The sequence below is a fragment of the Nonomuraea sp. ATR24 genome, from assembly GCF_041950485.1.
Lineage (GTDB): Bacteria > Actinomycetota > Actinomycetes > Streptosporangiales > Streptosporangiaceae > Nonomuraea > Nonomuraea ceibae.
The window spans coordinates 16,226-41,557 of sequence record NZ_JBGNUU010000036.1; the positions used below are offsets into that span (position 1 = coordinate 16,226).

The window sequence follows — 25,332 nt, forward strand, 5'->3', positions numbered from 1 at the left end:
GTCCCTTTGACACCAGCCACGACATTGGAGGACGCAAGGATGTCCGAGCGGTCCCAATCGCGGGTCACAGCCACGCTGAAGTTGTTGCGGGCTGCGGGCGAGCTCCTGGCGATTCTGCTACCGCCGTTCTCGGCCAGATCCACGATCACCGTGGTGAACTCCCGGCCTTGAAGTCGGTACACGTGCCTGCTTGGGTCTCGGCACTGACGTCGGAGTCAGTGAACACGCCGATGATCAGGTTGAGCTCTTGCCGATCTGGGGTGATCACACCGACGGATGTCTCACCGCTGTGAGGTGGTGTGAGGGCCAGTGCACTGGCCCTCACACGCTGACCCCCGCCGCGGTCGAGCAAGCTCTTGTCCCCGCCGTGCCGCCCCGTGACCTGGCCGCGACGGGAGGCTTCCGACTGCGGCCGGGCGACCTTGTCGTATTCACCGGCGACATGACCGGCGGTCGCGAGACGTGGGAGGATCGAGCCCGTCAGGCTGGCCACCTCCCGCACTCCACCGTCACCGAGCGGGTCCGGCTGCTGGTCGCCGCCGACCCTGACAGTATGTCGGGCAAAGCACGCAAGTCCCGCGCTTACGACATTCCGATCGTCACACCCGACGCCTTTGCCCGCATGGTTGCCACAGGCGAACAACGGTAGCGAGCCCGTGTTTCCGAGCGGGTACGCCCACGTGTCTGCCCAGCCTGCTGCGCGACGACCGGTCCCCCAGGTGTCCGATAACGGGAAATGGGGCATGACAAAATTCGTGAAGCAGCCCTTTCGATGCCTTCCGCGCCCTCGCTGAGCGGCGTGGCCGGCCAGGTACTCGCCTGATCGACGCGCTCACTGCCGGCGCAGAGGAGCACCGGGAATGGCCCGAGAGGTGGGCGCCAGAGGTCGCCAGGCGGTTCGGGCTTCCTGCTGCGGCAGGGTTGGGTCCGGCGACCTACTACGCGGACCTCGCGGTCCCGCACGGACGGCGCCATGTGCGGATCTGTGAGGCAACGGCCTGCTTCGCCGCCCAGGCGGGCCGGCATCTGCCCGCGATCGAACGGCTGTTCGGCGTCGCGGTCGACGAGGATCACGATGCGGACCCCGAGGTGACAGTACAGATGGTCCGCTGTCTCGGCTACTGCTACGCGGGGCCGGCCGCGCTGGACGGCGAGACGCCCTGCGCGGGGCCGGACGTTGCCGACCAGCTGGCAGGACGTGTGCGGCCGCACGCGCCGCCCATTCCCGCAGCCGACGCCACGGGGGATCCGGTGGTGCTCGCCGGCATCTCAGCCGGTGAGCGCCCCTGGCTAACGTGGACGGAGACCGTCAGCAGGCGGACGCCGGAGTTGGTCCGGTCAGAGGTCGCGGCCTCCGGGCTGCGCGGCCGAGGCGGCGCAGGGTTCCCGGTGGCGGCCAAGTGGGCGGCGACGGGCGGCTCACCGGAGACCGTGGTGATCGCCAACGGTGACGAGGGCGATCCGGGCTCGTACGCCGACCGGCTGCTGATGGAGGTCGACCCGGCCCGGGTGCTGGAAGGGCTGGCTCTGGCCTGCTTCGCCTGCGAGGCGAGCCGCGGCGTGGTGCTGGTGCGGTCGGAGTACCCGCGGGCGCTGGCATCCATGCGGCAGGCGGTGGAGCGGGCGCGTGCGGAAGGCCATCTCGGCCGCCGCGTGCATGGCAGCGAGGTCGACCTGGACGTCGAGGTCGTGGCAGGTGCCGGTTCGTACGTGACAGGTGAGGAGACGGCTCTGATCGCTGGGCTCGAAGGCCGTCGCGGCTGCGCCCGGGCGCGCCCGCCATATCCGGCAGACCGGGGGTTGTGGGGTGCCCCGACCGTGGTCAACAACGTCGAGACGCTGGCCGCGCTGCCGTGGATCATCAGCCGCGGTGGCCAGGACTACGCCCGCCGCGGTGCGCCCGGGGAGACCGGCACGAAACTGGTCTGCTTGTCGGAGCGGTTCGCCCGTCCCGGATGTTACGAGGTCGAGCTCGGCACTCCGGTACGGCAGATCGTCACCGAACTGGGCGGCGGATTGCGGGACGGCGCGGAACTCGGTGTCCTGCAAGTCGGCGGCCCGCTGGGCGGGTTCCTGAGGGAGGGGGAGCTGGACGTGCCCCTCACCGAGGCCGCACTGGCCGGCCACGGCGCGGCACTCGGCCATGCCGGTATGGTTGCCGTCGACGAGCGGATCGAGCCGCTGGACATGCTGAGACACGTCTGGGCGTTCGCCGCCGCCGAGAGCTGCGGTGCCTGCTCGCCCTGCCGGGTCGGCTCCCGCCGCGGCCTGGAGCAGGCCAGGCTCGGCGTCCCGCCCGGCGACGCGTACGCCCGCATGCTGGGCGTCATGAGCGAGGCCAGCCTGTGCGCGTTCGGTCGACGGCTGCCGTACGCCGTCCGCAGCCTCGCCCGCGCCTACGGTGATCGCCTCCGAGGATGGGGCGGATGAGAGTCACCGTGGACGGCGTCTCCGTCGAGCTCACGCAGGAAGCGACGCTCCTCGCGGCCGTGCGCGCCGCCGGTGCCGAGGTGCCTGCGCTCTGTCACGACGAGCGGCTGACGCCCGCCGGCTCCTGTCGGACCTGCCTGGTAGGAGTCGGCGGGCACTACCTCGCGGCCTGCGTAACCCCGGCGACGGACGGCGCCGAGATCCTGGTCGAGCAGGACGACCTGCGACGCCTGCGCCGCGACGCGGTCGAGCTGATCGTCTCGGCGCTTCCCGCGTACGCGCTCCAAGGCGACGGTGAACTGGCGCGAACCTGCCGCGAGCTCGGCATCACCTCCGGCAACAACCAGCACGGCGCAGGAAGAGGTCACGACCACAGCCATCCGTTCGTGCGTCTCGATCGAGATCTGTGCATCGCCTGCGGTCGCTGCGTGCGCATGTGCGCCGAGGTGCAGGGCACGTTCGCGCTCACGCTGACCGGCAGGGGCGCCGAGACCGTGGTTGCGCCGGGCACCGGCGGCCTCTGGGCGGAGTCCGACTGCGTCGCATGCGGCGGCTGTGTGGACACCTGCCCCACTGGCGCTCTGACCGAGCCTGGTCTGCCCGCCGGGACACAGCTGGCCGCCCTCACCCGAACGCGTACCACCTGCGGGTACTGCGGCGTCGGCTGTGCCCTGGACGTGCTCACCCGTGATGGTGCGGTCACGGCAGTGAGGCCGGCGAGAGATGGACCGGTCAACCGGGGTCACGCCTGCGTCAAGGGTCGCTTCGCGCATGGTTTCCTGCGTTCCCCGGAGCGACTCACAGAGCCGCTGCTGCGCCGCGGTTCCGAGCTACGGCCAGCCAGCTGGGACGAAGCGTTCGATCACATCGCTCGCGCGATCCAGGACGCCATCGCCGAGTCGGGCCCGGACAGCGTGGCGGCGATCTCCTCGGCCCGGGCCACCAACGAGGAGAACTACCTGATCCAGAAGTTCATGAGAGTCGTCGTCGGCACCAACAACGTCGACAACTGCTCGCGCCTGTGCCACTCGCCATCGGCCGCGGGGCTCACCGCCGCCTTCGGCCTGGCGGGCGGCACCGACAGCTTGGAGCACGTGGAGCAGGCCGACTGCCTGCTCGTGGTGGGCGCCAATCCGGTCGAGGCGCATCCGGTCGTCGGCGCGCGCCTGCTCCAGCGGGTGCTGCGCGGCGTGCGACTGATCGTCGCCGATCCGCGCGCCGTCGGGCTCGCCGGGCTCGCCGACGTGCATCTGCGACCGAGACCGGGAACCAACGTGGCCCTGTTCAACGGGCTCGCCCGGGTGCTGCTCACCGAGGGGCTGATCGACGAGGAGTTCCTGCGGCTGCGCGCCACGGGGCTCCCGGAACTCACCGAGGTTCTCGGCGGCTACGCGCCGGAACGGGTCGCCATGATCACCGGCGTCCCCGCAGCAGATCTGATCGCCGCCGCACGGCTCTACGGGCAGGCGGAACGTCCCGCGATCGTGTATGGGCTGGGCGTGACCGAGCACCTGCACGGCACCGACGGCGTAAGGACGCTGGCCAACCTGGCGATTTTGCGGGGCGCAGTCGGCACCACCCGTGGCTACGGTGTGAACCCGCTGCGCGGCCAGAACAACGTTCAGGGCGCCTCCGACATGGGCGCCCTGCCCGACCTGCTGCCCGGCTACGGGAAGGTCCGCGACCCGGTGGCGCGCGGCCGCGCCGAACACGTATGGGGCGCAAGCCTGCCGCACCACGAGGGCCTGCGCATCCCGCAGATGTTCGCAGCGGCCCGCTCGGGTGACCTGCGAGTGTTGTGGATCATCGGGGAGGACGTGGCCACCACAGACCCCGACGCCAACGAGGTGATATCCGCTCTGGACGCATGCCCCCTGGTCATCAGCCAGGAGCTTTTCCTCTCCGAGACCGCCCGCAACGCCGACGTGGTCCTGCCGGCCGCCTCCTGGCTGGAAAAGGACGGCACCTTCGTCAACTTCGACCGGCGCTTCCAGCGAGTGCGCCCCGCGCTCGTCCCGCCCGGCCAGGCCAGGACCGACTTCGCCATCGTCCAGGCCCTTGCCGCGGCCTGCGGAACTGACCTCGGCTGTCCGACACCCGCCGAAGCACTCGCCGAATGCGGGCAGGTCGCTCCCGCCTACGCCGGAATCTCCCATGAGAGGCTGGATCGGGAAGGAGCGATCCCCTGGCCGTGCACCGACCCCTGCCGCCCTGGCGTGAGCAGGCTCTACCAGGCCCGGTTCGCGACCGCGGACGGTAAGGCGCACCTCGCCGCCACCCCCTACCTGCCGCCGGGCGAAAGCGCAGACGACGACTACCCGCTGATCCTCATCACGGGCCGCCGCTGGGCGCATTACAACTCCGGCAACATGACCAGGAGAAGCGGCATCCTGGAGCTTGAAGGCGAGGCTCGGCTGGACGTACACCCCGCCGACGCCGCCCGGCTGGCCCTGCGCGACGGCGCCCCGGTGGTCGTTGAAAGCAGGCACGGGCAGGCCGCGCTGCTCGTACGCCTCACCGAGGAGGTCACGCGGGGCCAGGTCTTCTGCGCCTTCCATTTCCCGTCCAGCCGGGTCAATGCCCTGACCTCCGGCCACGCGGACGCCGTCACCGCATGCCCTGAGTACAAGGTCACCGCCGTCCGCCTGCGCCGGCAAGAGAGTCCATGACGCCTACACCGAGCTGCGGACAGATAGCACACAGCGTGCAGGACCTGCAGACGTCCCGGCGGGCAGCGGCCTGCCTCGCGTCCGTACTCCAGAGCGCGGTCCGCCGCGGAAGAGCTGTAATAGCCCAGCACGATCTCACCGCTGGGCGCACGAGGAGGCACCTGAGCACGACTTTGCCGCCGCTCGGTCACCGCTCCCATTACCAGGGCAGTCGAAAATCGACTTCGACCACAGCGCCCTGCACCGGGGTCACTGCCCGGTGGTCTCGGCGCGCCCGCTCCGTGGCCGGACCACCGCGACGGGGCACACGGCGTGATGCAGCAGGCCATGGCTCACCGAGCCCAGCGCGGCGGAGGTGAAGCCGCCCCGTCCCCGTGATCCCACCACGACCAGATCGGCCGCGGCGGAGGCGTCGGCGAGCGCCGCAACCGGATGCTCGTTGACCTGACGCCCCGTGATCTCCACCCCGGCGAACTCGTTCCGCCAGGCATCGACCCGCTCACGCGCGGCACGGCATTCCTCCCCGAAGGAGTCGGTGAAGAGGTCGGCGTAATCCCGTCCATAAGCTGAGAGCACCGGCTGCCGCCAGGCGTAAACGGCGAGAACGCGAGCACTGCGGGCACGGGCCTGTTCGATGGCGTAGAGCATGGCTTCCCGGGCGGCGCCGGATCCATCGTCGCCTACCACGATCAGTGAATGCACGGGGACGGTGGTCGCCGCGCGGACGACGACGACCGGGCCTTCGGCGCGTCCCGCGACCGCGAGGCTCACCGAGCCGATCACCAGTCCGGCGAACCCGCCCAGGCCTCGGCTGCCCAGTACCACAGACTGGCTGGAAACCGATTGGCCGACCAGCCTCTCCACCACGTTCCCATCGAGGAACTCAGTGTTCACCTCCAGGTCATCACCGGTGGCCCGGGCCCGATCGGCAGCGGCCTGCAGCATTCCCGCGCAGTACTTCATGCCGTTGACATTGTCCTGCCACTGCTCGCACACATGCACGATCCGCAGGGGCAGCCGTCTGCGCCGGGCGTCGGCGGCAGCCCATTCCACTGCCGCATGGGCCGGGGTGGAGCCGTCCACCCCCACCACGATCGGTCTCACCATCGTGATCCACCTCCACAGTGCTCGTTTGCCCCTTTGCCCCGGCGACCTGGGATCAACTTGGCGGGATTCGTGGCTTCAAAACTGCCGCAGGGGACACCGCGACCGGAAAACAGGCATTGAGCAGCGCCGCCTAGGTGACTGACCCCGGCAGCAGACAGGGCTGGGATTCGTTGCCCCGGTTGGCGATCACAAGGCGAGTGGCGTCCAGTTCTTCGTCTAGTAGGGCCCGCTACGGCCGTTCGGTCTGCAACTACTCGGTGATCACCGGCATGTCGAAATGCCTTTGCGCCAGGTGCGTGGCCACTTCGCGGAAGCAGGTCGCGGCCCTTCGCGCAGTGCGCGGCCATCTGCGAACGGAAGGGGCGCCGGCCAGGACGACGATCCGCAGTCGGCCCAGCAGCACAGGACCGTCCCTGTCCCGAGACGCAGCGCGACCTCCTCCACGGCGAGATGGAGTGCTGCGGGGTTGGCGGGTGAGCCGCCGTCCAGTCTGACCACGATCCGGCGGCCGGGTCGGCCCATCGCTGCGGGTCCAGGCATTCGACCGGTCTGTCGCAAGCGGGCCTCTGGACGGCCGTTGACCCTACCTGCAGGCCGTCGAACCCTCCATGCCCGCGAGATCCCAGCACCGTCAGCCCCGCTTCATTCCCGAACTCCAGGAGCACCACAGAGCAGGTGCCCAGCGAACGGAGCCGCCGGACGTCCACGGCGAGTTCCCGGGCACAGCCGGTGCCTTCCTCCACGACCGTTTGGGTGACCTGGTCGATCTGCACCATGGCCTCGTCGGACAGAGGCGTGAGGGTGTAGCGCCAGCGCAGGAGACGGCCGACCAGCGCCGGCAGACTGCGCAGCCGCGCTTCCTCGAGCGCACAGGTCAGCGCGTGTCGGCTCTCCGGCACGTCGTAGTAGCCGACCGGGATGGGCCGGCCGGCATGGTCGTCGCGCATTGTCGCCCCCTGAGAGGAGCCGTTCGGTCCTGACCGGATAGGCCTTCCCCGGGCCGCACGGGCAAGCCTCGCTGGGAAGCAAAGACATGGCCATGTATGCCTTGCCTCATCTGAAGTTTGCCGGGAGAGCCTCCAGCGAAAGGCTCGGGCACAGGAGGCTACCGTGATCGTTCTCGTAGCCGTGGGCGCTGGTGGTGGCAGTGCACGCCGTGCCCGGTGATCGTGGTGCGTGCCGGACCCGCGAGCCAGCCGGCGAGGTCGAGGTCGGCATCGACGACTCCGACAGCTGCGAAGCGGCGACCGCCTACGCCTTCTGGCAGGCCAGCTTGCGAGGCCCCACACGACGTCTCGTTCACGCCGCCAGACAAGATGGCCGGCGGGCGCGCCCGCACTTCGACGGCTCCAGCCACAGCGCTGGTGTCGCTCGGAGGCTTCATTCGCCGGCCTGGCCCTGGGGCTGGCTCCGTGAAGTCAGGTCAGTTGCCCGACGCGCCGGGCCGGGGCACTCCCACCCTGAGGATGACGATGAAGTGGTCACGGCCTGGCGCCCACGGCAGTCGTTCCAGCCGGGCGATCTCTGCGGGGTCGTCGGCTACACGCGCATAACCGACGACGGCGACCGAGCAGCCGCTGCGCGCGTAGCTGTCGAAGTTGTCGACCTCGGACGCTACGACCGAGCGGCGGGTAGCGGCGGCCAGCTTGGAGCCGGCCGCCGTACGGATGGCGATGTCCCGGCTGTTCAGGCAGAAGCTGACCGGCTGCATGGCCGGCAGCGCGCGACCGGTGAAGACGATGCGCCCGACCGGGCGTGAAGCCGGCAGGTGCATGCACTCCTCATGAGTGAGCACCTGTAAACCGGCCGAGTCGAGTTCATGTCTTCAGCCTGCCCGGGTTCCTGCCGGGAGCTTAGGGACGAAAGGCCCGTGACGACCGCCGATCGCCCTCGGTAGCGGTGACCTGAAGCTGAGATACTTGCGGGCGGGGGGAGGGGTGCAGGATCCGGTCGAGGCGGGCGGCGGCGTAGCCGAGTACGGACAGCGCGGTGACGATCAGCAGGTCGACGGCGTTGAGTGGCTGGGTGCCGAGGAGCTGGCGCAGCGGCGGCAGGTACAGGGCCGCCAGTTGCAGGACGAACGCGCCGGCGACGGCGAGCAGCAGCATGGGGTTGGCCAGGGTTCCTGGCCGGGTGCGGGAGCCGAGTGCGACGCCGAGCTGAGTCGCGCCGAGGGCGAAGAAGGCCATGCTCTGCCAGGGCCGTCCGGTCGCTGCTGCCCAGACGGCGACGCCGAGGGTGACGGAGGTGAGGACGACGGCGATCCGGACGACGCGTTGCCACAGGCCCGCGCCGAGGATGCTCTGACTGGGCGGCCGGGGCGGATCGGCCATGGCTCCCGGCACGGTCGGCTCGCCGCCCAAGGCCACGCCGGGCAGCCCGTGGGTGAGCAGGTTGATCCACAGGATCTGGGCGGGGAGCAGGGGGAGCGGGAGCCCGACGAACGGGCCCAGCAACATCACGGCGATCTCGGCCGCGCCGCCGGACAGGCCGTAGACCAGGAAGCGCCGGATGTTGGCATAGACGCGGCGTCCCTCCTCGACGGCAGCGACGACGGTATCCAGATTGTCGTCGGCGAGTACCAGGTCGGCTGCCTGCCGCGCGACTTCGGTGCCGCGCTTGCCCATGGCCACGCCGATGTCGGCACGCCGCAGGGCGGGGCCGTCGTTGACCCCGTCGCCCGTCATCGCCAGGACACCGCCACGAGACTGGAGGCTCTGGATGATGTCGAGCTTCTGCTCCGGTGTGGCGCGGGCGTAGACGCCGGCCTGGCCGTGGTCGAAGGCGCCGGGTTCGCGGCAGTCGACGACCCGGTCACCGTCGGCGATGATGCCCAGCTCGGTGGCGATGGCGCGGGCGGTGCCGGGGTGGTCTCCGGTGATGAGGATGGGTTTGATGCCGGCTCGCTTGCAGTCGGCGACGGCGGTGGCGGCGGCCGGGCGTGGTGGGTCCAAGATCGCGATCAGGCCGAGCAGTGACAGGCCGTTCTCCTGGATCGTGGCCGGTGCGGCGTCGAGATCGGTGCTTGCCACCGCGAGGACCCGGTATCCGGCTCGGGCGAACTGGTCGGCCTGTGCGGCGGCGCGGGCGAGCAGATCCGGCTGGTCGATCAGGACGGGGTGGTGGAGCAGGGCTTCGGGCGCGCCTTTGCAGATCAGGCGTGCGCCGCCGCCGGGCAGTTGGTGCACGGTGCTCATGCGCTTGCGGTCGCTGTCGAAGGGCAGCTCGGCCAGGCGGGGAAGGCGGGTCTGCACGTCCTTGCGGTCCAGGCCGAGCTTGGCGGCGGCGGCGAGCAGGGCCGCCTCGGTGGGGTCGCCCAGCGCCGTCCACTCGCCGTGCTCGTCGTGCGGGAGCAACAGCCGGGCGTCGTTGCAGAGCACCGCCGCTGTCAGCAGCGCCTCGAAAGCGCCGGAATCATGGTCGCCAGTGATCTGCCCTTCGGGGGCGTAGCCGGTGCCACCCATCGTGGCCTGTGCCGTCGGCGTCCACAGCCGGCGGGCGACCATGCGGCCCTCGGTGAGGGTGCCGGTCTTGTCGGTGGCCAGGGCGGTCACCGAGCCGAGGGTCTCCACCGCGGGCAGTTTGCGGACGAGGGCGTTGCGCGCGGCCATCCGGCGTGCGCCCAGCGCGAGGCTCAACGTCACGACGGCAGGAAGGGACTCGGGGACAGCGGCGACGACCAGGCTGATGGCGGTGATCACCATCAGTTCCACCGGCTGGCCGCGCACCAGTCCCAGGGCCAGGACCATCGCCGACAGCAGCACGGCGACGCCGGCCAGGAGCCGGCCGACTCCCACCAGGCGACGTTGCAGCGGGGTGAGCCGAGCCCCCTTGACCATCAGGGAGGCGATGCGGCCGCTCGCGCTGGCCGCCCCGACGGCGGTGACCTCCGCCCGCCCGCGCCCACGCAGCACTACGGTGCCGGACGAGACCGGGGCATCGATTCCCTTGTCCACCGGCACCGACTCGCCTGTCAGCGCCGACTCGTCGACGAGCAGCGCCGCCGACTCGTGCACCTTGGCGTCGGCGGGGACGATGTCGCCCTCGGCCAGGATCAGCAGGTCTCCCACCACCACGTCGCTGGAGGGAATCTGCTGCTGGCGGCCGTCGCGCACCACGCGCGCCTCCGGGCTCGCGAGCTGTGCCAGGGCCGTGATGGCTCGGTCGGCCCGGACCTCCTGCACCACCCCGACAGTGGTATTGACCACGATCACCAGTATGATCACGGCCGCGTCGGCCCAGTCACCTGTCGTGATGGTCAGCACTGCCGCGATGAGCAGGACGATGATGAGCGGGTCGCGCAGTTGGGATGCGATGCGTCGCCACAAGGGCACGGGCGGCTTCTGCGGAAGCAGGTTGGCGCCGTCGCGTGCCAGCCGCGAGGCCGCCTCCGCCGACGTCAGCCCAGACAAAGGCATCACTGTCATGTCCTCCGTGCTCGCCGTGATCTCCCGGCCGATGAACGATCGTTCGAATGTGTCCGTGTACTACTGTTCGCGAACCTGCGTGCCGCGAACAGGGACGTTGGTCCTTTCCCGGATGGCCGGAAGCACACATTGCGGAAGACACCGTGGGGTTCGGCGCGGGCCGGTTCGAAGGCCAAGACTTCACCGGCCGACGTCTGCGACTCGGCAGGGCCGGAGCATCGAACATCATGCTCTGCCGAACCGGCTGAGCCTCGCACTGGAAGTCGGGCAGTGTGCTGTCTGGAGAGACTTGGAGGGCTTTCGGCTCCCCTCGTACCCAACCTTCGCCTCTGCCCTCCTGTCGGGCTGAGTGCATAGTGTGACGGTGGGTCAGTAACTCTCCTGAGGGCCATTGGAGATTCAGGATGGAAGGCCACGCGCCGACACGCCGTCCGGCCGTCGCTCGTCGCACCGGCTACTCGATCGCCGCTGTCGTCGACGGGGCCCTGCTGTACGCCATCAACGCTCACCCCGGCTGGCGATCCGCGCCATTCCTCACCTCCGACACCTTGCGGGTGCTGCCGTTGGTCAACCTCTCACTGATCGCGGCTCTCATCGCCAACGTGGTCTTCCTCGGCCGCGACCCGCACTGGATGAGGGCGACAGGAGACCTGGCGACCACGCTGATCAGCCTCCCGGCGCTGGTTCAGATCCTGCGGGTCTTCCCGTTCGCATTCGACGACCCCACCGTCGACTGGGCGCTCCTCGTCCGAACGGTGGTGATCGTCGCCATCGCACTTACGGCCATCGCGGCGGTCGTGCATCTCGTGAACCTGTTGAGGCACGCGGCCCAGCGGCCATAGGGGACAGAGCGGATGGTGGTGGCGCTGACAGCTTTATGGACACGGCCACCGCTCCCCTGCCCACCGTCACGCCCTCCGAGGGCGAGAACAGGCCCGACCGGCCTGCGGAGAGAGCGGGTCTTCGCCGACGCTGAACCTGCCGCAGCCTGGCCCCCTGCGGAGCCCGAGACTCACTTGAGTTCTTGGGCCGGCCCGGGGCACGACCATGACTGGTCGGTGGGCGTGGATGCAAGGCGGCCATTGCAACGCCGCTCATGCGGATCCCGCGTGCCGCTGAACGCCCCGTGACCCGGCGGCCACGACGGGCGCGCCCCGGCCGCGACCGCGCTGAGCGCCCCGGCCACAGCGCGCCCAGGCGTGCAGGAGCCGCTGGCGACGTCCAGCCGATCCAGAGTGATGCCGCCGATCTGCGGCAGGCCGCCCGAGGACGAGCGGATGTCAGCGCCGTCCAGCAAACGATCGCAAGGTCCCTTCTGACGCGGCCCCTGCGTCACCGTGAGGGCGGCTTCTGCGCCGGGTGATCCATCCCAGCAGATGAGCGCCGGCCCGTTCTCCAGGTCGCCTGCTAAGCGGGCAGCAAAGGATGCGGCACGACGAGGACGGGGTGGGCTTGCTGCATGCAGTGCACCACCATGTCCGAAACCCTGCCCAGGACCGCTTGGGCGGCGCCGAGGCCGCGATCCGACGAGAAACCAGGGCGGCGTCCAGTTCCTGCACCAACTGGGTGAGATGCCAGACCTTCGCTGCCGTTGGTGCGGCGCACCAGAGGCTTGGAGTTCCAGCCGGGGTGCGCGAATCGGGCTCCCCGATCGGAAGTGAGCGGGCTCGGCTTTCTCCCGCGCTCGATTGCCGCGATGAAGGCGTTGCTCTCGGCAGCGGCCGCTGGAGACCTGTCAAAACCGACGATCACGCACATTGATCGCCATCATGTACCCTCCTGGGACCGCCAGACACGTCTGCCCCACGTTCATCACCTCGCCCTCAGCTGCACGGTGGCCGACATCGTCGATGAAGGCTGTGGGCCTGTCTCGCCTGCCGTCCATCGCGACCGGCGACCGCATCGGCGGCTGGAGACGCGCCGGCCCGCACCGACCGGGAGGTTCACGGTGCGCCATCCGGCAGGAGGTGCCGGCCTGCCGGGATGATGGCTTCATGGACGTGAACGAAGTGCTGTTGCCAGGTGTCGGTCTGCGGTATGAGTTCACCACCCAGGCGGGGGAGCGGATCGCTGTGGTGGCGCGGCGCACGGGTGATTTCGAGGTGGTCGGCTACGCAGGCGATGACCGCGATGAGGGCTGGCCGCTGTTTCGGCTGACCGAGGAGGAGGCCGAGGCGCTGGCGCAGATCCTCGGTGCGCCGCGGATCGCCGAGCGTTTCGCCGACCTGACCCGGGAGATTCCAGGGCTGAGTGCTGAACCGGTGACAGTGGCCCCGATCTCGCCTTACGTGGATCGCCCGCTGGGGCACACGCGCGCACGCACCCGTACGGGGGTGTCGGTGGTGGCGATCATCCGCGGTGCGGATGTGATCGCCTCGCCCGGCCCGGACGAGGTGTTGCGAGCCGATGACGTGCTTGTGGTGATAGGCACCCAGGAAGGCATCGACGGCGTGAAGGGCATCATCCAGGGCTGAACGCGTGCACATCTCGATCGCGCTGCTGCTGGAGCTCGGCCTCATCCTGGCCGCCCTCGGGCTCCTGGGCACCCTGGCCCGCCGGATGACGCTGTCGCCCATCCCGCTCTACCTGCTGGCCGGACTGGTGCTCGGCGAGCGCGGCATGCTGCCCGCCCCGGCCGCAAGCGAGTTCGTACAGGCCGCAGCCTCGATCGGGATCGTGTTGTTGCTGCTGGCGCTCGGACTGGAGTTCTCCATCGCGGAGTTCTCCACGAGCATGCGCCATCATCTGCCGTCGGCAGGGGTGGACTTGGTGGCCAACGCCGTCCCGGGCGCGCTGGCCGGCTGGATGCTGGGACTGGACGGCGTGGGCATGCTGGCGCTGGCCGGCGCCACCTACAGCTCCTCTTCGGGCATCATCGCCCGGCTGCTCGGGGATTTGCGGCGCCTGGGCAACCGGGAGACACCGTCGGTGCTGGCGGTTCTGGTGCTGGAAGATTTTGCGATGGCAGCCTACCTGCCTGTACTGGCAGTACTGGCTTCCGGAGGCGCCTGGTGGCAGGCAGCGCTGGGCGCGCTGGTCGCGGTCGGCGCCGTGATGTGCGCCTTCGCTGCCTCCTCCCGCTGGGGACATCACATTGGCCGGCTCGTGGCGCATCCGGACAACGAGCAGCTGATGCTGCGCATGCTGGGGCTCACCATGGTGGTGGCTGCGCTGGCCGAGTTCGTGCACGCGTCGGCGGCGGTGGGTGCCTTCCTGGTCGGACTGACGCTGACCGGGCAGACTGCCGAGCGTGCACGAGCCGTCATCATGCCCTTGCGTGACCTGTTCGCCGCGATGTTCTTCGTGGCCATCGGCTTGTCGGTGGCTCCCGCCGACCTGCTGCCCGTCCTGCCGCCCGCGCTGGCGCTGGCCATGGTCACCGGGCTGACCAAGGTGCTCACCGGGGGCTACGCTGCTGCCCGCGACGGGGTGGGCCGGCGAGGCAGGCGGCGCGCGGGCGCCGCGCTCATCGCGCGAGGGGAGTTCTCCATCGTGATCGTCGGCCTGGCGGGGCCCCAGTTGCCCACTCTGGCGCCGCTGGTAGCCGCCTATGTGCTCGTGCTGGCCATCGCAGGGCCGCTCATCACCCGCTTCGTCGGAGCCCCGCCTGCGGCGGGATCCTCCACGAGCCGTGCCGGACCTCGGCCTCCAGGGTGATCCTCTCATTCCCGCCGGTCAGCTTCGCCGGCGGGCGCCCAATCTGTGGCCGGGTGGTGCCGAACTGGCGATCTCGTCGGGCAGAGCGTGTGTTGATCGCATCCGTCTGTTCAATGTGCTGTGGTTCGGCAATCTCTCGTCATCGAATCGCTGGAGATGCACGAGAAGGAGCATCCGCGGGTGACGATTGCCGAGCACACAAGGATTGACACTTCGGCCGGCACGGCGGGCTCGGTGCCGCTCAGTTCGGTCAGCGAAGCGTCCTGCTCCACGCGAACTGCGGCCGTTCTACACGCGGCCTGGCAGCTCCTGCAGCCTGGTGGGGGTTATGGGGCTATGTACTGTTTTCTCCCGCCGCTGGCGGGATAGGGGAAAGGACTGATGCTGCTGATCTGGCGCCGCCAAGCCAGGCTGAGAGGGGAACGGGCCCATGACCGCAGTTTCGGATGAGCAGGTCCGCCAGGCCGTCGGTGGTGAGACGCTGCGGAGACTAGCCTCACCGGTTGCCGAAGAGATTGATCAATTGGACGCCTGGTGGCGGGCCAACAATTACCTCACGATCGGGCAGATCTACCTGCAGGGCAATCCGCTCCTGCGTGAGCCGCTGACGCCGCGGCACATCAAGCCGCGATTGCTGGGGCACTGGGGTACCAGCCCCGGGCTGTCGTTGATCTACGCGCATGTCTCACGGCTCGTTCGGCACACCGGGCAGCAGGCGATCTATCTGGCCGGTCCCGGGCACGGCGGACCGGCGCTGGTGGCTGCGGGATACCTGGAGGGTACCTACAGCGAGATCTACCCGGCGGTCAGCCAGGACGAGGCCGGGATGTTGCGGCTGTTCCGGCAGTTCTCCAGCCCCGGCGGCATCCCCAGCCACGTCTCGGTGACCACCCCGGGCTCGATCCACGAGGGCGGCGAGCTGGGATACGTGCTGGTGCACGCCTTCGGCGCCGTCATGGACAACCCCGACCTGCTGGCCGTGGCGGTAGTGGGTGACGGCGAGGCCGAGACCGGCCCGCTGGAGGGGTCGTGGAAGGGCGTGTCGTTCCTCAACCCGGAGCGGGACGGCGCCGTGCTGCCGATCCTGCACCTCAATGGTGCGAAGATCGCCGGCCCCACGGTGCTGTCCCGCAAGGACCCCGCCGAGGTGCGCCGGCTGCTGGAGGGCCACGGCTACGAGGTGCTGGAGGTGGAGGGCTCGGACCTGCCGGGCATGCACCACCGCTTCGCGGCGACGCTGGCCGAGGCCTGGAGCAAGATCCGCGCCGTTCAGCATCTGGCCCGTACCGGCGCGTGGGACGGGACCCGGCCGCGGTGGCCGCTGATCGTGCTGCGCTCGCCCAAGGGGTGGACGGGCCCGGACAAGGTGGACGGCGTGCAGATGGAGGGTACGTGGCGCTCGCACCAGGTGCCGCTGTCCGGGGTACGCGACAACCCGGAGCACCTGGCGATCCTGGAGAGCTGGCTGCGCTCGTACCGGCCGGAGGAACTGTTCGACGCCACCGGCGCGCCCAGTGAGCTGGTGCGCGGCCTGGCGCCGGAGGGCGCCCTGCGGATGAGCGCCAGCCCGCACGCCAACGGTGGCCTGCTGACGCGCGACCTCGCCCTGCCCGACTTCCGCGACTACGCCGTCGAGGTGCCGCATCCGGCGCGACTGCGTGCCGAGTCGACCCGCCGGCTCGGCGAGCTGCTGCGCGACGTCTACCGCGACAACCCCGACACCTTCCGCCTGTTCTGCCCGGACGAGACCAACAGCAACCGGCTCGGCGCCGTGTTCGAGGTCTCCGACCGCGCCTTCGCCGAACGCGTGACGGCCGACGACGTGGCGATCAGCCGGAACGGGCGGGTCATGGAGGTGCTGTCGGAGCACAACTGCCACGGCTGGCTGGAGGGCTACACGCTGACCGGGCGGCACGGCATGTTCGCCACCTACGAGGCGTTCGCCATGGTCAGCGCCTCCCAGACGGTGCAGCACGGCAAGTGGCTGCAGGAGGCCAGCCGGCTGCCGTGGCGGGCCAAGGTGCCCAGCCTCAACGTGCTGCTGACCTCGACCGCCTGGCGCAACGACCACAACGGCTTCTCCCACCAAGGGCCCGGCCTGATCCAGGTCGTGCTGACCCAGCGCGGCGACGTCGCCCGCGTCTACCTGCCGCCGGACGCCAACTGCCTGCTGTCGGTGGCCGACCACTGCCTGAGGTCGCGGTCGTACATCAACCTCATCGTCATCGACAAGCAGCCGCAGCTGCAGTGGCTGAACATCGACCAGGCCATCGAGCACTGCGCCCGCGGCGCCGGAATCTGGGACTGGGCCGGCACCGACGACGGCACCAGCGACCCCGACATCGTGCTCGCCTGCGCCGGCGACGTGGTGACCATGGAGACGGTCGCGGCGGCGCAGATCCTCAAGGAGCGGCTGCCCGGCTTCAAGGTGCGTGTGGTCAACGTCGTGGACCTGATGACGCTGCCGCGCCCGAAGGACCATCCGCACGGCATGAGCGGCACCTTGTTCACCGAGCTGTTCACCGACACCGTCGATGTCGTGTTCGCCTTTCACGGCTACCCGGGCGCCATCCACCAGCTCGTGCACGGTCGCCCGGACGCTGACCGGTTCCGGGTGCGCGGCTTCATCGAGGAAGGCACCACCACCACACCCTTCGACATGACCGTGCTCAACCGCGCCTCCCGCTACCACCTGGTCATGGACGCACTCAACAACGCCAGGCGGCTGCCGCGCGGCGCCAGCGACCTGATGGCCTGGTGCGAGCGGAAACTGGCCGAGCATCAGGCGTACGTGGTCGAACACCTCGAAGACATGCCCGAGGTGCGTGACTGGTCGCTGGGCGACTGGGCTCAGAAGGGCTGAGCGGAACGAGCGCCGCCGACCCCTGGCAGTGACCATCAGCGTGGCTCGGCGGCGTTGCCCAGTGCCCCACCCCATGACCTTGTCCGCGATCATCGTCACGCTGGCGGATGGCCTGACGGCCGGGGATTCCCTGGGCGTGCTGCCGTTGGAGCCGGATGTGCTTGAGAGGAGGACCAAGGTCCTCTGGTCGGGTACGGCGTCTTGTCCTGGAGAGGTCACAGCTCGAAGACCAGGCGGGCGGGCACGGTGCCGGCCAGGACGTCGTCGAAGGACTGGTTGATCTCCTCCAGCTTGCGCGTCTCGTAGACGACCTTGGTGCGTCCCGCGGCGTGCAGTTCGAAGACCTCGGCCAGGTCGGCGCGGGTGCCGACGATGGAGCCGATGACGCTGATGCCACCGAGGACGGTCTGGAAGACGGGCAGGCTCATGGTGTTGTCCTTGGGCAGCGACACCAGCACCAGGCGGCCACCACGGCGTAGCGAAGCGTGCGCCTGCTCCAGCACGCGCGGGCTGGCGGCCAGCACGATAGCCACGTCCGCCCCGCCCAGGGCATTGATCTCGGCGACCGGGTCGCTGACGGCGGCGTTGACCGTGTGGGAGGCGCCCAGTTCCCGGGCCAGGCGCAGCTTCTCGTCGGTGACATCTACCGCGATGGTCTCGCCGCCGAAGATCTGCGCGTACTGCTGCGCCAGGTGGCCGAGCCCGCCGATGCCGAAGATCGCGGCACGTTCGGAAGGCCGCAGGCCTGAGACCTTGACCGCCTTGTACGTGGTCACGCCCGCGCAGGTCAAGGGCGCGGCCTCAGCCGAGGCGATGCCGTCGGGCACCGGGACCACGTAGGCGGCGTGCGCGACCGCGTACTCGGCGTGGCCGCCGTTGATCGCGTACCCGCTGTTCAGCTGGGACTCGCACAGGGTCTCACGGCCGCTGACGCAGTATTCGCAAGTGCCGCAGGCGTAGCCGAGCCAGGGGATGGCCACCCGCTCGCCGACCGCCCTGCCGGTCACGGCGGAGCCGGCCTCCACGATGACGCCGACGCCTTCGTGGCCGGGGGTGAACGGCAGCGCAGGTTTGACCGGCCAGTCGCCGTGGGCGGCGTGGATGTCGGTGTGGCACAAGCCGCTGGCCTCGATGCGGACGAGGACCTGGGACGGCCCCGGCTCGGGTACGGGCACCTCCTGAAGTTCGACGGGCTTGTCGAAGGCGGTGACGACGGCAGCGCGCATGACGGTTCTCTTTCTGTATCGGGTCTCGACTTCAGCCTCCCGGTTACAGCGGCGCCCACATCAGGGCCGAAGGTCCCGCACTCGCGGAGTCCCGAGTCACCCCTGGCAGGGCCTTGTGCCATCCATACCCGCAACGAAATCGATGGTCGTGCGCATACGTCAGGAAGGGATTACGTCGCGACTCGCGGCAGTACCTGGCTGGTGAGATCCCCGGGATGAGGCGACGTCGATGAGACGGTTGAAGGCAGGCGATCGAGGCGCTGGCCAGGCCGCCTGGTGATGGCTACGGTAGGCTTCACCTATGGTCGGCCTGGGCCACACGGCTCGTCCTGGCCTCGCTGGCCGTGACCGCTGCGCTTGCCGTTCTCCTGACCGCGACTGCGGTACGTGCCCTGACCGCCGATGAGCACGCGATGACTCATGCGCGGGCGACGCACTGCCTCTAACCTGCCGCTCATGGGCAACGGGCTGACCGAGACCGCCCCGCACGTCGGAGTCGGCAGATCCGCCTGCGGCACGAGCTGGGCCGGCCGATAGCCGTCACCGGTGCGGTGGACGACGCTGTCCTGGCCCGTCGCGTCCTCGGTGAACAGTAGGGAGTCGTAGTCGTACGAACTGCCGCTCCCTGCCGGTCAGTCCGGTTGGTCGCCGGCCGTGGTGGCGCCCCCGCCGGTTCTCCCAGTCTCTGGCGCTCTCCAGCAGCCGCGTCCGCAGCCGGTCACCGAGCAGCTGGACGGCTCCACGAGCGGAGGCTGCGCTGGCCCGGGCCCTGAAGGGTCTCCCTTGGGCATCCCGTACAGCCTCCGCCCGTCCGTCGCCTCGCGCCGAACTCGGGCGCGGTGCCGAGCTTGACCCTCGCCGAGCACCGGCTCGTGGGCAAGCCGCGCCAGATGGGCCACGGTCTCCTGGGCGTGCCGGACGTCGGCGGACCGGAACCTGCCACGGATCTTGACCTGCACGTCGGCGGGACCAAGAGCGATGGGCCTGTGCCTCATGCCTGAGCACCTACTTCGTGTCCGTTGCTGATGACGCCACCCTCTGGCTGATCGGAGGCCGCTGCCAGGTATTTCGTCCCCGCCCGGCAAGGACGTCGGGCCCCTGCGGCGGAAGGGGTCGTGCTGAGGCCTGAGCGATCCCACGAAGGTCTCTCGCCCGCCGCTGGACGGACTTTGGTCCCTGCCCGGAGGTGACGTCCGGCGACAGGGTGGTCCCATGCGGATCCTGATGACGGAGTCGGACCCTTCCGGCGGTGCGGTGGCCGGGGCGTTGCTCGCCCTCGAAGGACACGAGATGGCCTACTGCCACCCTCCAGGCGCGGCCCCCTCCCCGGCGCCGTGTGCCGGGATGGCTCCTGGCCATCGCTGCCCGCTGGCGGGCGGGGATGTGGACCTGCTCGTCGACGTCAGGCTGGCGCCGGGCCCCTTCACCCTGCGAGAGGCCGGGGTCATGTGCGCCCTGCGCGCCCGGGTCCCGGTGCTGGTCGCGGGGCCTACACCGTCGGGGACCGGACTGGAGGAGATCGTATCCAGATGCGAGCCCGTCGAGCTGGTCGAGACCTGCGCGACAGCGGTGTCACCGACAGGCCCCGCAGCTCTGCGGGCCGTCGCTGACGCGGTCCGGCCCCTGCTGAGCCGCGCGGGCATGCGTCCGCAGATACGACTCGTGGAGGTGGACGACACGGTGCACGTGTACCTGTCGTTCCTGAGCGAGATCAGCACAGCGCTCGCCGAAGACATCCGCCAGGCGGCCGCGCAGGCCTACACGCAGGTTACCCGCGACCGCTTCCACATCGTGGCGCACGTGGCGCTGCTGGCCGCCACATAGATCCCGCACCTGCTCACGACGGGAAGCAGGTGGTGGCCGTCACGCCTGATACCACGTCGGCTCGATGGCCCTCGCGCCGGGCGCATCCGCACAGTTCGGTGGACCGGCACGCCCGGCTGGAAGACGTCCAACCGATCACGGCCCAGGTCCCAGTCTTCCGCATCACGGCCCAGGAGAAGGCCTTTCGGCCCTGCCCGGCCCAGCTTGGGCGAATCAATCTAGAAATTGGATGGAGGGACCGACATGTCAGCGGTGATCGTAAAGGGACTGTGCAAACAGTACGGGACGGTGAAAGCTGTCGACGAGGTGAGCTTCACCGTCGAACGCGGAGAGGTGTTCGCACTGCTGGGGCCGAACGGCGCGGGCAAGACCACCACCGTGGAGATCCTGGAAGGGCATCGGGGGCGCGATGCCGGCCATGTGTCGGTGCTTGGCTTCGACCCGGCCACCGGCGAGCGGGCCTACCGCGAGCACATCGGGATCGTGCTGCAGGAGGCCGGGTTCGAGGAGGAGTTCTCCGTCTTCGAGCTGGTCCGCCTGTACGCCGGCTTCTACCCGCACCCTCGCGACCCGGGCGAGGTCATCGAACAGACAGGTCTCAAGGACAAGTGCGACGCCCGCGTGCGGACGCTCTCCGGTGGGCAGCGGCGTCGCTTGGACCTGGCGCTCGGTCTCGTCGGGCGTCCTGAGGTGTTGTTCCTGGACGAGCCCACCACCGGTTTCGATCCCTCGGCCCGGCATCACGCCTGGGAGCTGATCGACGGGCTGCGCTCGTCCGGCACCACGATCCTGCTCACCACCCACTACATGGACGAGGCCCAGTACCTGGCCGACCGGGTCGCGGTGCTGCGCGCGGGCCGCGTGATCGCTTCCGGCACGCCGGACACGCTCATCGCGGCCGAGCACACCAGCGTGCTGACCTTCCGCCTGCCCAAGGGCACGACGGCGGCCGACCTGCCGCCCCTCACCGGCCACATCGAGGCGCGCGGCCCGGCGGTAACGGTCGAGACCAAGCAGCCCGCCCGCGACATGCACGAGCTGACCGGCTGGGCCCTGGAACGCGGCACCGACTTGACCTCCCTCACCTTGGCCCGGCCGTCGCTCGAGGACGTCTACCTCGACCTGGTGAGCGAGGAGACATCATGATCGCGCGGCTGGCCTGGCACGAGACCCTCTCCTTCGCCCGCAATCCCATGGCGGCCGTCTTCACTGTTGCGATGCCCCTGCTGATGACGGTGATCGTCGGTGCCGCGGTGGGCAACCAGGCCGTCCAGCCCGGCTCGGACGTGCGGGTGATGCAGTTCGTCATCCCGGTCATGGCGGTGTTCGGCGTCGCCCAGGGCTGCTTCGGCGCGCTGGCCATCCGCCTGGCCGACCTGCGCGACCGCGGCTGGCTCAAGCGGCTGCGTGGCACGCCGGTGCCCGCCTCGGCGGTGCTCGCAGGGCTGGCCGGGGCGTCGCTGGCCATCGCCACGGTCACGGTGGCCGCGCTGCTGGCCGTGGGCGTCGTCTTCTACGACACCCAGATCGTATGGCGTACGCTGCCCGCGCTGCTGCTCACCCTGCTGATCGGGGCGGCGTGCTTCACCGCGCTCGGCTTCGCGGCGGTCGCGCTCGTGCGCAACGCCGCGGCGGTGCAACTGCTCGGCACCGGCCTGCTGCTGGCGCTGGCGTTCGTCTCCGACGTCATCCTCATCGGCGCCCGGCTGCCCGCCTGGCTGGACGCCGTGGGCTGGGTCTTCCCGATGCGGCATCTGGCCCATGCCGTACGCGACGCGATGAACCCGTTCCTCGCCGGAGCCGGCTTCTATGCCGACCACCTGGCGGTGCTGGCGGCCTGGGGGATCGGCGGTGCGGCACTGGCGGTGTGGCGCTTCCGCTGGGAACGCGCTCCGGCGCGGACGGCGAAAGCTTCCGCGTCGATCACGTGGCGGCCTCGCCGGCAGGGCCGTCCTTCGCCGGTGTCGCTGCTGGCCGGTCAGGTCGCGCACGCGCTCTCCGGGCTGCGCCGGGATCTGTCCACCGCGTTCTTCACCATCATCCTGCCGGTGCTGCTCCTGGCGCTGATCTCACTGATCTTCACCGACGCCCGAGTCTCAGGGGTGCGGCTGGCGGTGTTCATGCTGGCCGCGATGATCACATATACGGTGGGCGTGGCGTCCTACGTGAACATCGCCGAAGCCACTTCCGGTGACCGTGAGCGCGGCGTGCTGAAACGGCTCGCCGGCACTCCGCTGCCGCATTGGGCCTACCATGCGGGCAACCTCACCACCGCGCTGCTGGTCAGCATCGCCACCGCCATGGTGCTGGCGCTGGTGGCGGCGCTCGGCTACGGCGTCAGGATCGAGCCCGGCATGATCCCCTGGATGCTCGCCGCGATCGTTGCCGGAGCGTCGTGTTTCACCGTCCTCGCAGCGCTTGTGGTGGCGCTCGCGAGCAAGCAGCAGACGGTCAACGCGATCACCCTCGGCACCTTCCTGCCCTTGGCCTTCGTCTCCGACGTCTTCGTCATCGGAGGCGAACTGCCCGGCGCGCTCCGCATCATCGGTGATGTCTTCCCGCTCAGGCACGTCTCCTACACGGTTCTCGCCGCACTGGATCCGGCGGGACGGCCGCGGCCGTGGACCGACCTCGCCGTGGTGACGGCGTGGACACTGGGCGGGATGGTGGTCCTCGCCGTGGTGAACGCCCGGCGAAGGGCCGCTTGATTCCCGCTTTCCCGCCGCATGGACGTTGACGGGCGGCTCCAGCCGGCTGGAACCTTCAGAAGGCCGTTCTCACGCCAGGTGAGAGTTTCCTGGACGTCCCCGAGTGCCAGGTGCGGCGGGGAGTGCCGGACGACCCCGGCACCAAGGTCAAAAGTCCCTGCCGGAGGCGGCCGTGGATGGGCACGCTGGTGGCACGCCCACCCTGGTGTCGCAGCGGCCCCTGAGGGGCGGGAGAGCATAGCATCCATGTCGAGACAGGAGGCCATGGTTATGAACCAGATCGTGCTCGGCTACGACGGCTCTGACTTCTCCATGCAGGCACTGGACTGGGCCATGGACGAGGCCGAGCTCAGGGAACTGCCCCTCACCGTCTCCCACGCCTGGCAGTGGCCCTACGGCGAGGCGGAGGAGGAGGCCAAGGCCCACCTGCGCAAGGCTGCCGAACACGTGCTGTGGCACGGTGCTGAATGCGCCCGCCAGACCAGCTCCGGCGTCCGCGTCGAGACGGACCTCCACGAGGGACCCGCCGCCGAACGCCTCGTCGAGCTCTCCCAGGACGCCACGCTCGTCGTGGTCGGTTCAAGAGGACTCAGCGCACTGCCCAGAGCCGTCGTGGGCTCGGTGGCCGGATATGTCGCCACCCACGCACGCTGCCCCGTCATCGTCGTGCAAGGGCCAGGTCCGTTGCCCGCCGCCACGCATCCGGGCCCCATCGTCGTACCCGAGCGCGAACCCGACGCCTCCGTGCTGGAATTCGCCTTCGACGAGGCAACTCTGCGCCAGTTGCCGCTCGCCCACACGACGGACCTTGCCGAGTGGGTGGCGCGCCATCCGCAGGTACGGGTCCAGCCCGCCACCGACCACCAATCCGCGACCCTCCTGGTCGTCAGCCGCAAGCATGCCGCACATGCCGGCTCCCTCCTCCAGCACGCTCCCTGCCCGGTCGCTGCGGTGGGATGAGCCGTCACTGCGCCATGAGTTCGGTCACCGGCCAGCGCGGACGCGTGCCGTAGCCGAGTCTGATGATCATCTGAGGGCGTTCCCGCCGGTGGCGCCGACGCATATCCCGCAGGTCGGGCAGCTGGCTCAGGCACAATGCCGACATGTCGTACCGGGCGGCCAGCAGCAGGACCCGCTCCAACGCCTGGCTGACCCGCAATCAATCGGGGTGATCGTCCATGGTGGTCAGCACCGCCAGCCGTGGCCGCTTCTCGAAGCCTGCCTCGTACTCCTGTCGCCCGAAGTCCCTGACCGGGGACTGGTCCCAAGACGTGCGATCCGCGCACGTGGTCGATCGGTCCGTCGTAGTCGCGCCCGGGGTCGTCCTGGCTGCCACCTCGGCCCGGTAGACGTGACTTCATTCTTCCTGGGGTCAGATGACGAGGCCAGGGACTACAGCAACGGGGCCAGGGGCGTATTCGACCGCTGCCCTGACGACGGAGCCCAGATGGCCGTGGTGCCGGGTTCGGTCAGCGCCGACGACCAGAAGACTGGCCTGGGGAGATGCTGCACGAAGCACTTCTTTGGCTGGGGCTACAACGGCACGGGTCTCCAGATGAGTCTCCGGATGACAAGCACGCCAGGGCGCCAAGCGCTCCTCCATCCGTTCCTGGCCGGCTCGGGCGAGGGCTTCGATGTCAGGCACGGGTGCCATCGCCACGCCCCAGGCCATGTGCTGCAGGTGGACGGCGTGCACGGCCAAGAGCGGAAGCTGCCTCAACCCCGCCTCGTCGAAGGCGAACTGGACTGTCTCGTCGGGCGTGGTCGGGCTCAGGGCCAGGACCATGGGGCCGGAAGGTGCGGGGCCGGCGGGCAACGGTCCGGAACCGCGCACGATCACCACGGGAGCCTGGGCATGGGCTGCCACGTAGCTGGCTACCGACCCCACGACCGACCTCGTCAGAGCCCCCAGCCCCCGGGAACCGACCACCACGAGTTCCGCGTCGGCTGACAGGTCGACGAGGCGCTCGGCCGCCGAGCCCTCGTACAGATCTGCTTTGACGTCGGTCAGCGTGCTGGAGGATCGTGCGCAATCGGCGCCATGGAATAGCACGTGCTCCGCCGCGTTGCGCAGGTCAAGTCGGGCCTCCTGCTGCGCCTCGCGGTAAGGCCAGCGCCACGCGTGGGTGACCGTGAGCGGCAATCTCCTCAGCTCGCACTCGCCGAGTGCCCACTCCAACGCTTGCATCGAAAAGTCCGAGCCGTCGTAGCCCACAACCACCCGGTGGAGACCAGACATCGTTCTCACCTCGCATCCGTTGCCCGAGACGGGCCCTCACCCCTCGATTCCCGAGTCCCAGCGTGAGAACCAGCATTCCGATGTCTCCGAGTACCTACGTGCCATTCCCCTGTCAGAGCCCGGTATGGCGAACTCCGGCATGGATGTCCATCTCCGATGGTGAGCGAACCTTCCTATGCCTC

18 protein-coding genes and 1 pseudogene are annotated in these 25,332 nt (G+C 69.7%); 11 read left to right on the top strand and 8 right to left on the bottom strand.

Going from position 1 to position 25,332, the window contains the following annotated elements; translation table 11 throughout:
* Positions 1–145 precede the first annotated feature (145 nt).
* Positions 146–493 carry a hypothetical protein gene (locus ACBI99_RS44190; protein WP_375075231.1) on the bottom strand — a complete coding sequence of 116 codons (348 nt, stop codon included), beginning with the start codon at positions 491–493 and terminating at the stop codon, positions 146–148.
* A 314-nt stretch (positions 494–807) separates the two neighbouring features.
* Here ACBI99_RS44190 and ACBI99_RS44195 point away from each other — a divergent pair.
* The 3 genes and pseudogenes from ACBI99_RS44195 to fdhF all read left to right on the top strand — a co-directional run.
* Positions 808–1,842: pseudogene (locus ACBI99_RS44195) on the top strand (NAD(P)H-dependent oxidoreductase subunit E); the annotation flags it as partial.
* Positions 1,843–2,187: 345 nt separating this feature from the next.
* Positions 2,188–2,430 (top strand): NADH-ubiquinone oxidoreductase-F iron-sulfur binding region domain-containing protein, encoded by a 243-nt coding sequence (locus tag ACBI99_RS44200; RefSeq protein WP_375075259.1) that lies wholly within the window; start codon positions 2,188–2,190, stop codon positions 2,428–2,430.
* Entirely contained in the window at positions 2,427–5,099 is a 2,673-nt protein-coding gene (gene fdhF, locus ACBI99_RS44205; protein WP_375075232.1) for a formate dehydrogenase subunit alpha, read from the top strand. Before ACBI99_RS44200 ends, fdhF begins: the two co-directional genes overlap by 4 nt.
* A gap of 249 nt (positions 5,100–5,348) precedes the next feature.
* On the opposite strand, the gene ACBI99_RS44210 is transcribed toward fdhF, so the two are convergent.
* From ACBI99_RS44210 to ACBI99_RS44220, 3 genes are all read right to left on the bottom strand, one after another.
* Positions 5,349–6,206 (bottom strand): universal stress protein, encoded by an 858-nt coding sequence (locus tag ACBI99_RS44210; protein ID WP_375075233.1) that lies wholly within the window; start codon positions 6,204–6,206, stop codon positions 5,349–5,351.
* A 1,423-nt stretch (positions 6,207–7,629) separates the two neighbouring features.
* Positions 7,630–7,980, bottom strand: a complete 351-nt coding sequence (locus ACBI99_RS44215) for a pyridoxamine 5'-phosphate oxidase family protein (protein WP_375075234.1) — start codon at positions 7,978–7,980, stop codon at positions 7,630–7,632.
* 79 nt (positions 7,981–8,059) lie between these two features.
* Positions 8,060–10,618, bottom strand: coding sequence for a cation-translocating P-type ATPase (locus ACBI99_RS44220; RefSeq protein WP_375075235.1), 2,559 nt, complete (start codon positions 10,616–10,618; stop codon positions 8,060–8,062).
* Positions 10,619–11,037: 419 nt separating this feature from the next.
* Between ACBI99_RS44220 and ACBI99_RS44225 the strand changes: the two genes are divergently transcribed.
* Entirely contained in the window at positions 11,038–11,475 is a 438-nt protein-coding gene (locus tag ACBI99_RS44225; protein WP_375075236.1) for a hypothetical protein, read from the top strand.
* A 565-nt stretch (positions 11,476–12,040) separates the two neighbouring features.
* Here ACBI99_RS44225 and ACBI99_RS44230 read toward each other — a convergent pair.
* Positions 12,041–12,391, bottom strand: coding sequence for a hypothetical protein (locus ACBI99_RS44230; protein WP_375075237.1), 351 nt, complete (start codon positions 12,389–12,391; stop codon positions 12,041–12,043).
* A gap of 236 nt (positions 12,392–12,627) precedes the next feature.
* Between ACBI99_RS44230 and ACBI99_RS44235 the strand changes: the two genes are divergently transcribed.
* The 3 genes from ACBI99_RS44235 to ACBI99_RS44245 all read left to right on the top strand — a co-directional run bounded on the left by ACBI99_RS44235 (position 12,628) and on the right by ACBI99_RS44245 (position 17,153).
* Complete coding sequence (locus tag ACBI99_RS44235) at positions 12,628–13,107, top strand: cation:proton antiporter regulatory subunit (RefSeq protein ID WP_375075238.1); 480 nt, start codon at positions 12,628–12,630, stop codon at positions 13,105–13,107.
* A gap of 4 nt (positions 13,108–13,111) precedes the next feature.
* Positions 13,112–14,290: a cation:proton antiporter gene (locus tag ACBI99_RS44240; protein WP_375075239.1), complete on the top strand. Its 1,179-nt coding sequence runs from the start codon at positions 13,112–13,114 to the stop codon at positions 14,288–14,290.
* Between the two features lie 430 nt (positions 14,291–14,720).
* Positions 14,721–17,153: a phosphoketolase gene (locus tag ACBI99_RS44245; RefSeq protein WP_375075240.1), complete on the top strand. Its 2,433-nt coding sequence runs from the start codon at positions 14,721–14,723 to the stop codon at positions 17,151–17,153.
* Positions 17,154–17,368: 215 nt separating this feature from the next.
* On the opposite strand, the gene ACBI99_RS44250 is transcribed toward ACBI99_RS44245, so the two are convergent.
* Positions 17,369–18,379, bottom strand: a complete 1,011-nt coding sequence (locus ACBI99_RS44250; protein ID WP_375075241.1) for a zinc-dependent alcohol dehydrogenase — start codon at positions 18,377–18,379, stop codon at positions 17,369–17,371.
* Between the two features lie 1,212 nt (positions 18,380–19,591).
* On the opposite strand from ACBI99_RS44250, the gene ACBI99_RS44255 reads away from it, so the two are divergent.
* The 4 genes from ACBI99_RS44255 (at position 19,592) to ACBI99_RS44270 (ending at position 23,871) form a co-directional block, all read left to right on the top strand.
* Positions 19,592–20,203, top strand: coding sequence for a hypothetical protein (locus tag ACBI99_RS44255; protein WP_375075242.1), 612 nt, complete (start codon positions 19,592–19,594; stop codon positions 20,201–20,203).
* Between the two features lie 288 nt (positions 20,204–20,491).
* Complete coding sequence (locus ACBI99_RS44260) at positions 20,492–21,349, top strand: ABC transporter ATP-binding protein (RefSeq protein ID WP_375075243.1); 858 nt, start codon at positions 20,492–20,494, stop codon at positions 21,347–21,349.
* The gene (locus tag ACBI99_RS44265; protein WP_375075244.1) at positions 21,346–22,911 is read left to right on the top strand and encodes an ABC transporter permease; all 1,566 of its coding nucleotides are present in this window, start codon (positions 21,346–21,348) and stop codon (positions 22,909–22,911) included. The genes ACBI99_RS44260 and ACBI99_RS44265 overlap by 4 nt, the downstream gene beginning before the upstream one ends.
* A 246-nt stretch (positions 22,912–23,157) precedes the next feature.
* A complete protein-coding gene (locus tag ACBI99_RS44270; RefSeq protein ID WP_375075245.1) occupies positions 23,158–23,871 on the top strand; it encodes a universal stress protein in 714 nt (237 codons plus the stop codon).
* Between the two features lie 4 nt (positions 23,872–23,875).
* On the opposite strand, the gene ACBI99_RS44275 is transcribed toward ACBI99_RS44270, so the two are convergent.
* A complete protein-coding gene (locus ACBI99_RS44275) occupies positions 23,876–24,070 on the bottom strand; it encodes a hypothetical protein (protein WP_375075246.1) in 195 nt (64 codons plus the stop codon).
* 213 nt (positions 24,071–24,283) lie between these two features.
* A complete protein-coding gene (locus ACBI99_RS44280) occupies positions 24,284–25,150 on the bottom strand; it encodes a universal stress protein (RefSeq protein WP_375075247.1) in 867 nt (288 codons plus the stop codon).
* Between the last annotated feature and the right edge of the window lie 182 nt (positions 25,151–25,332).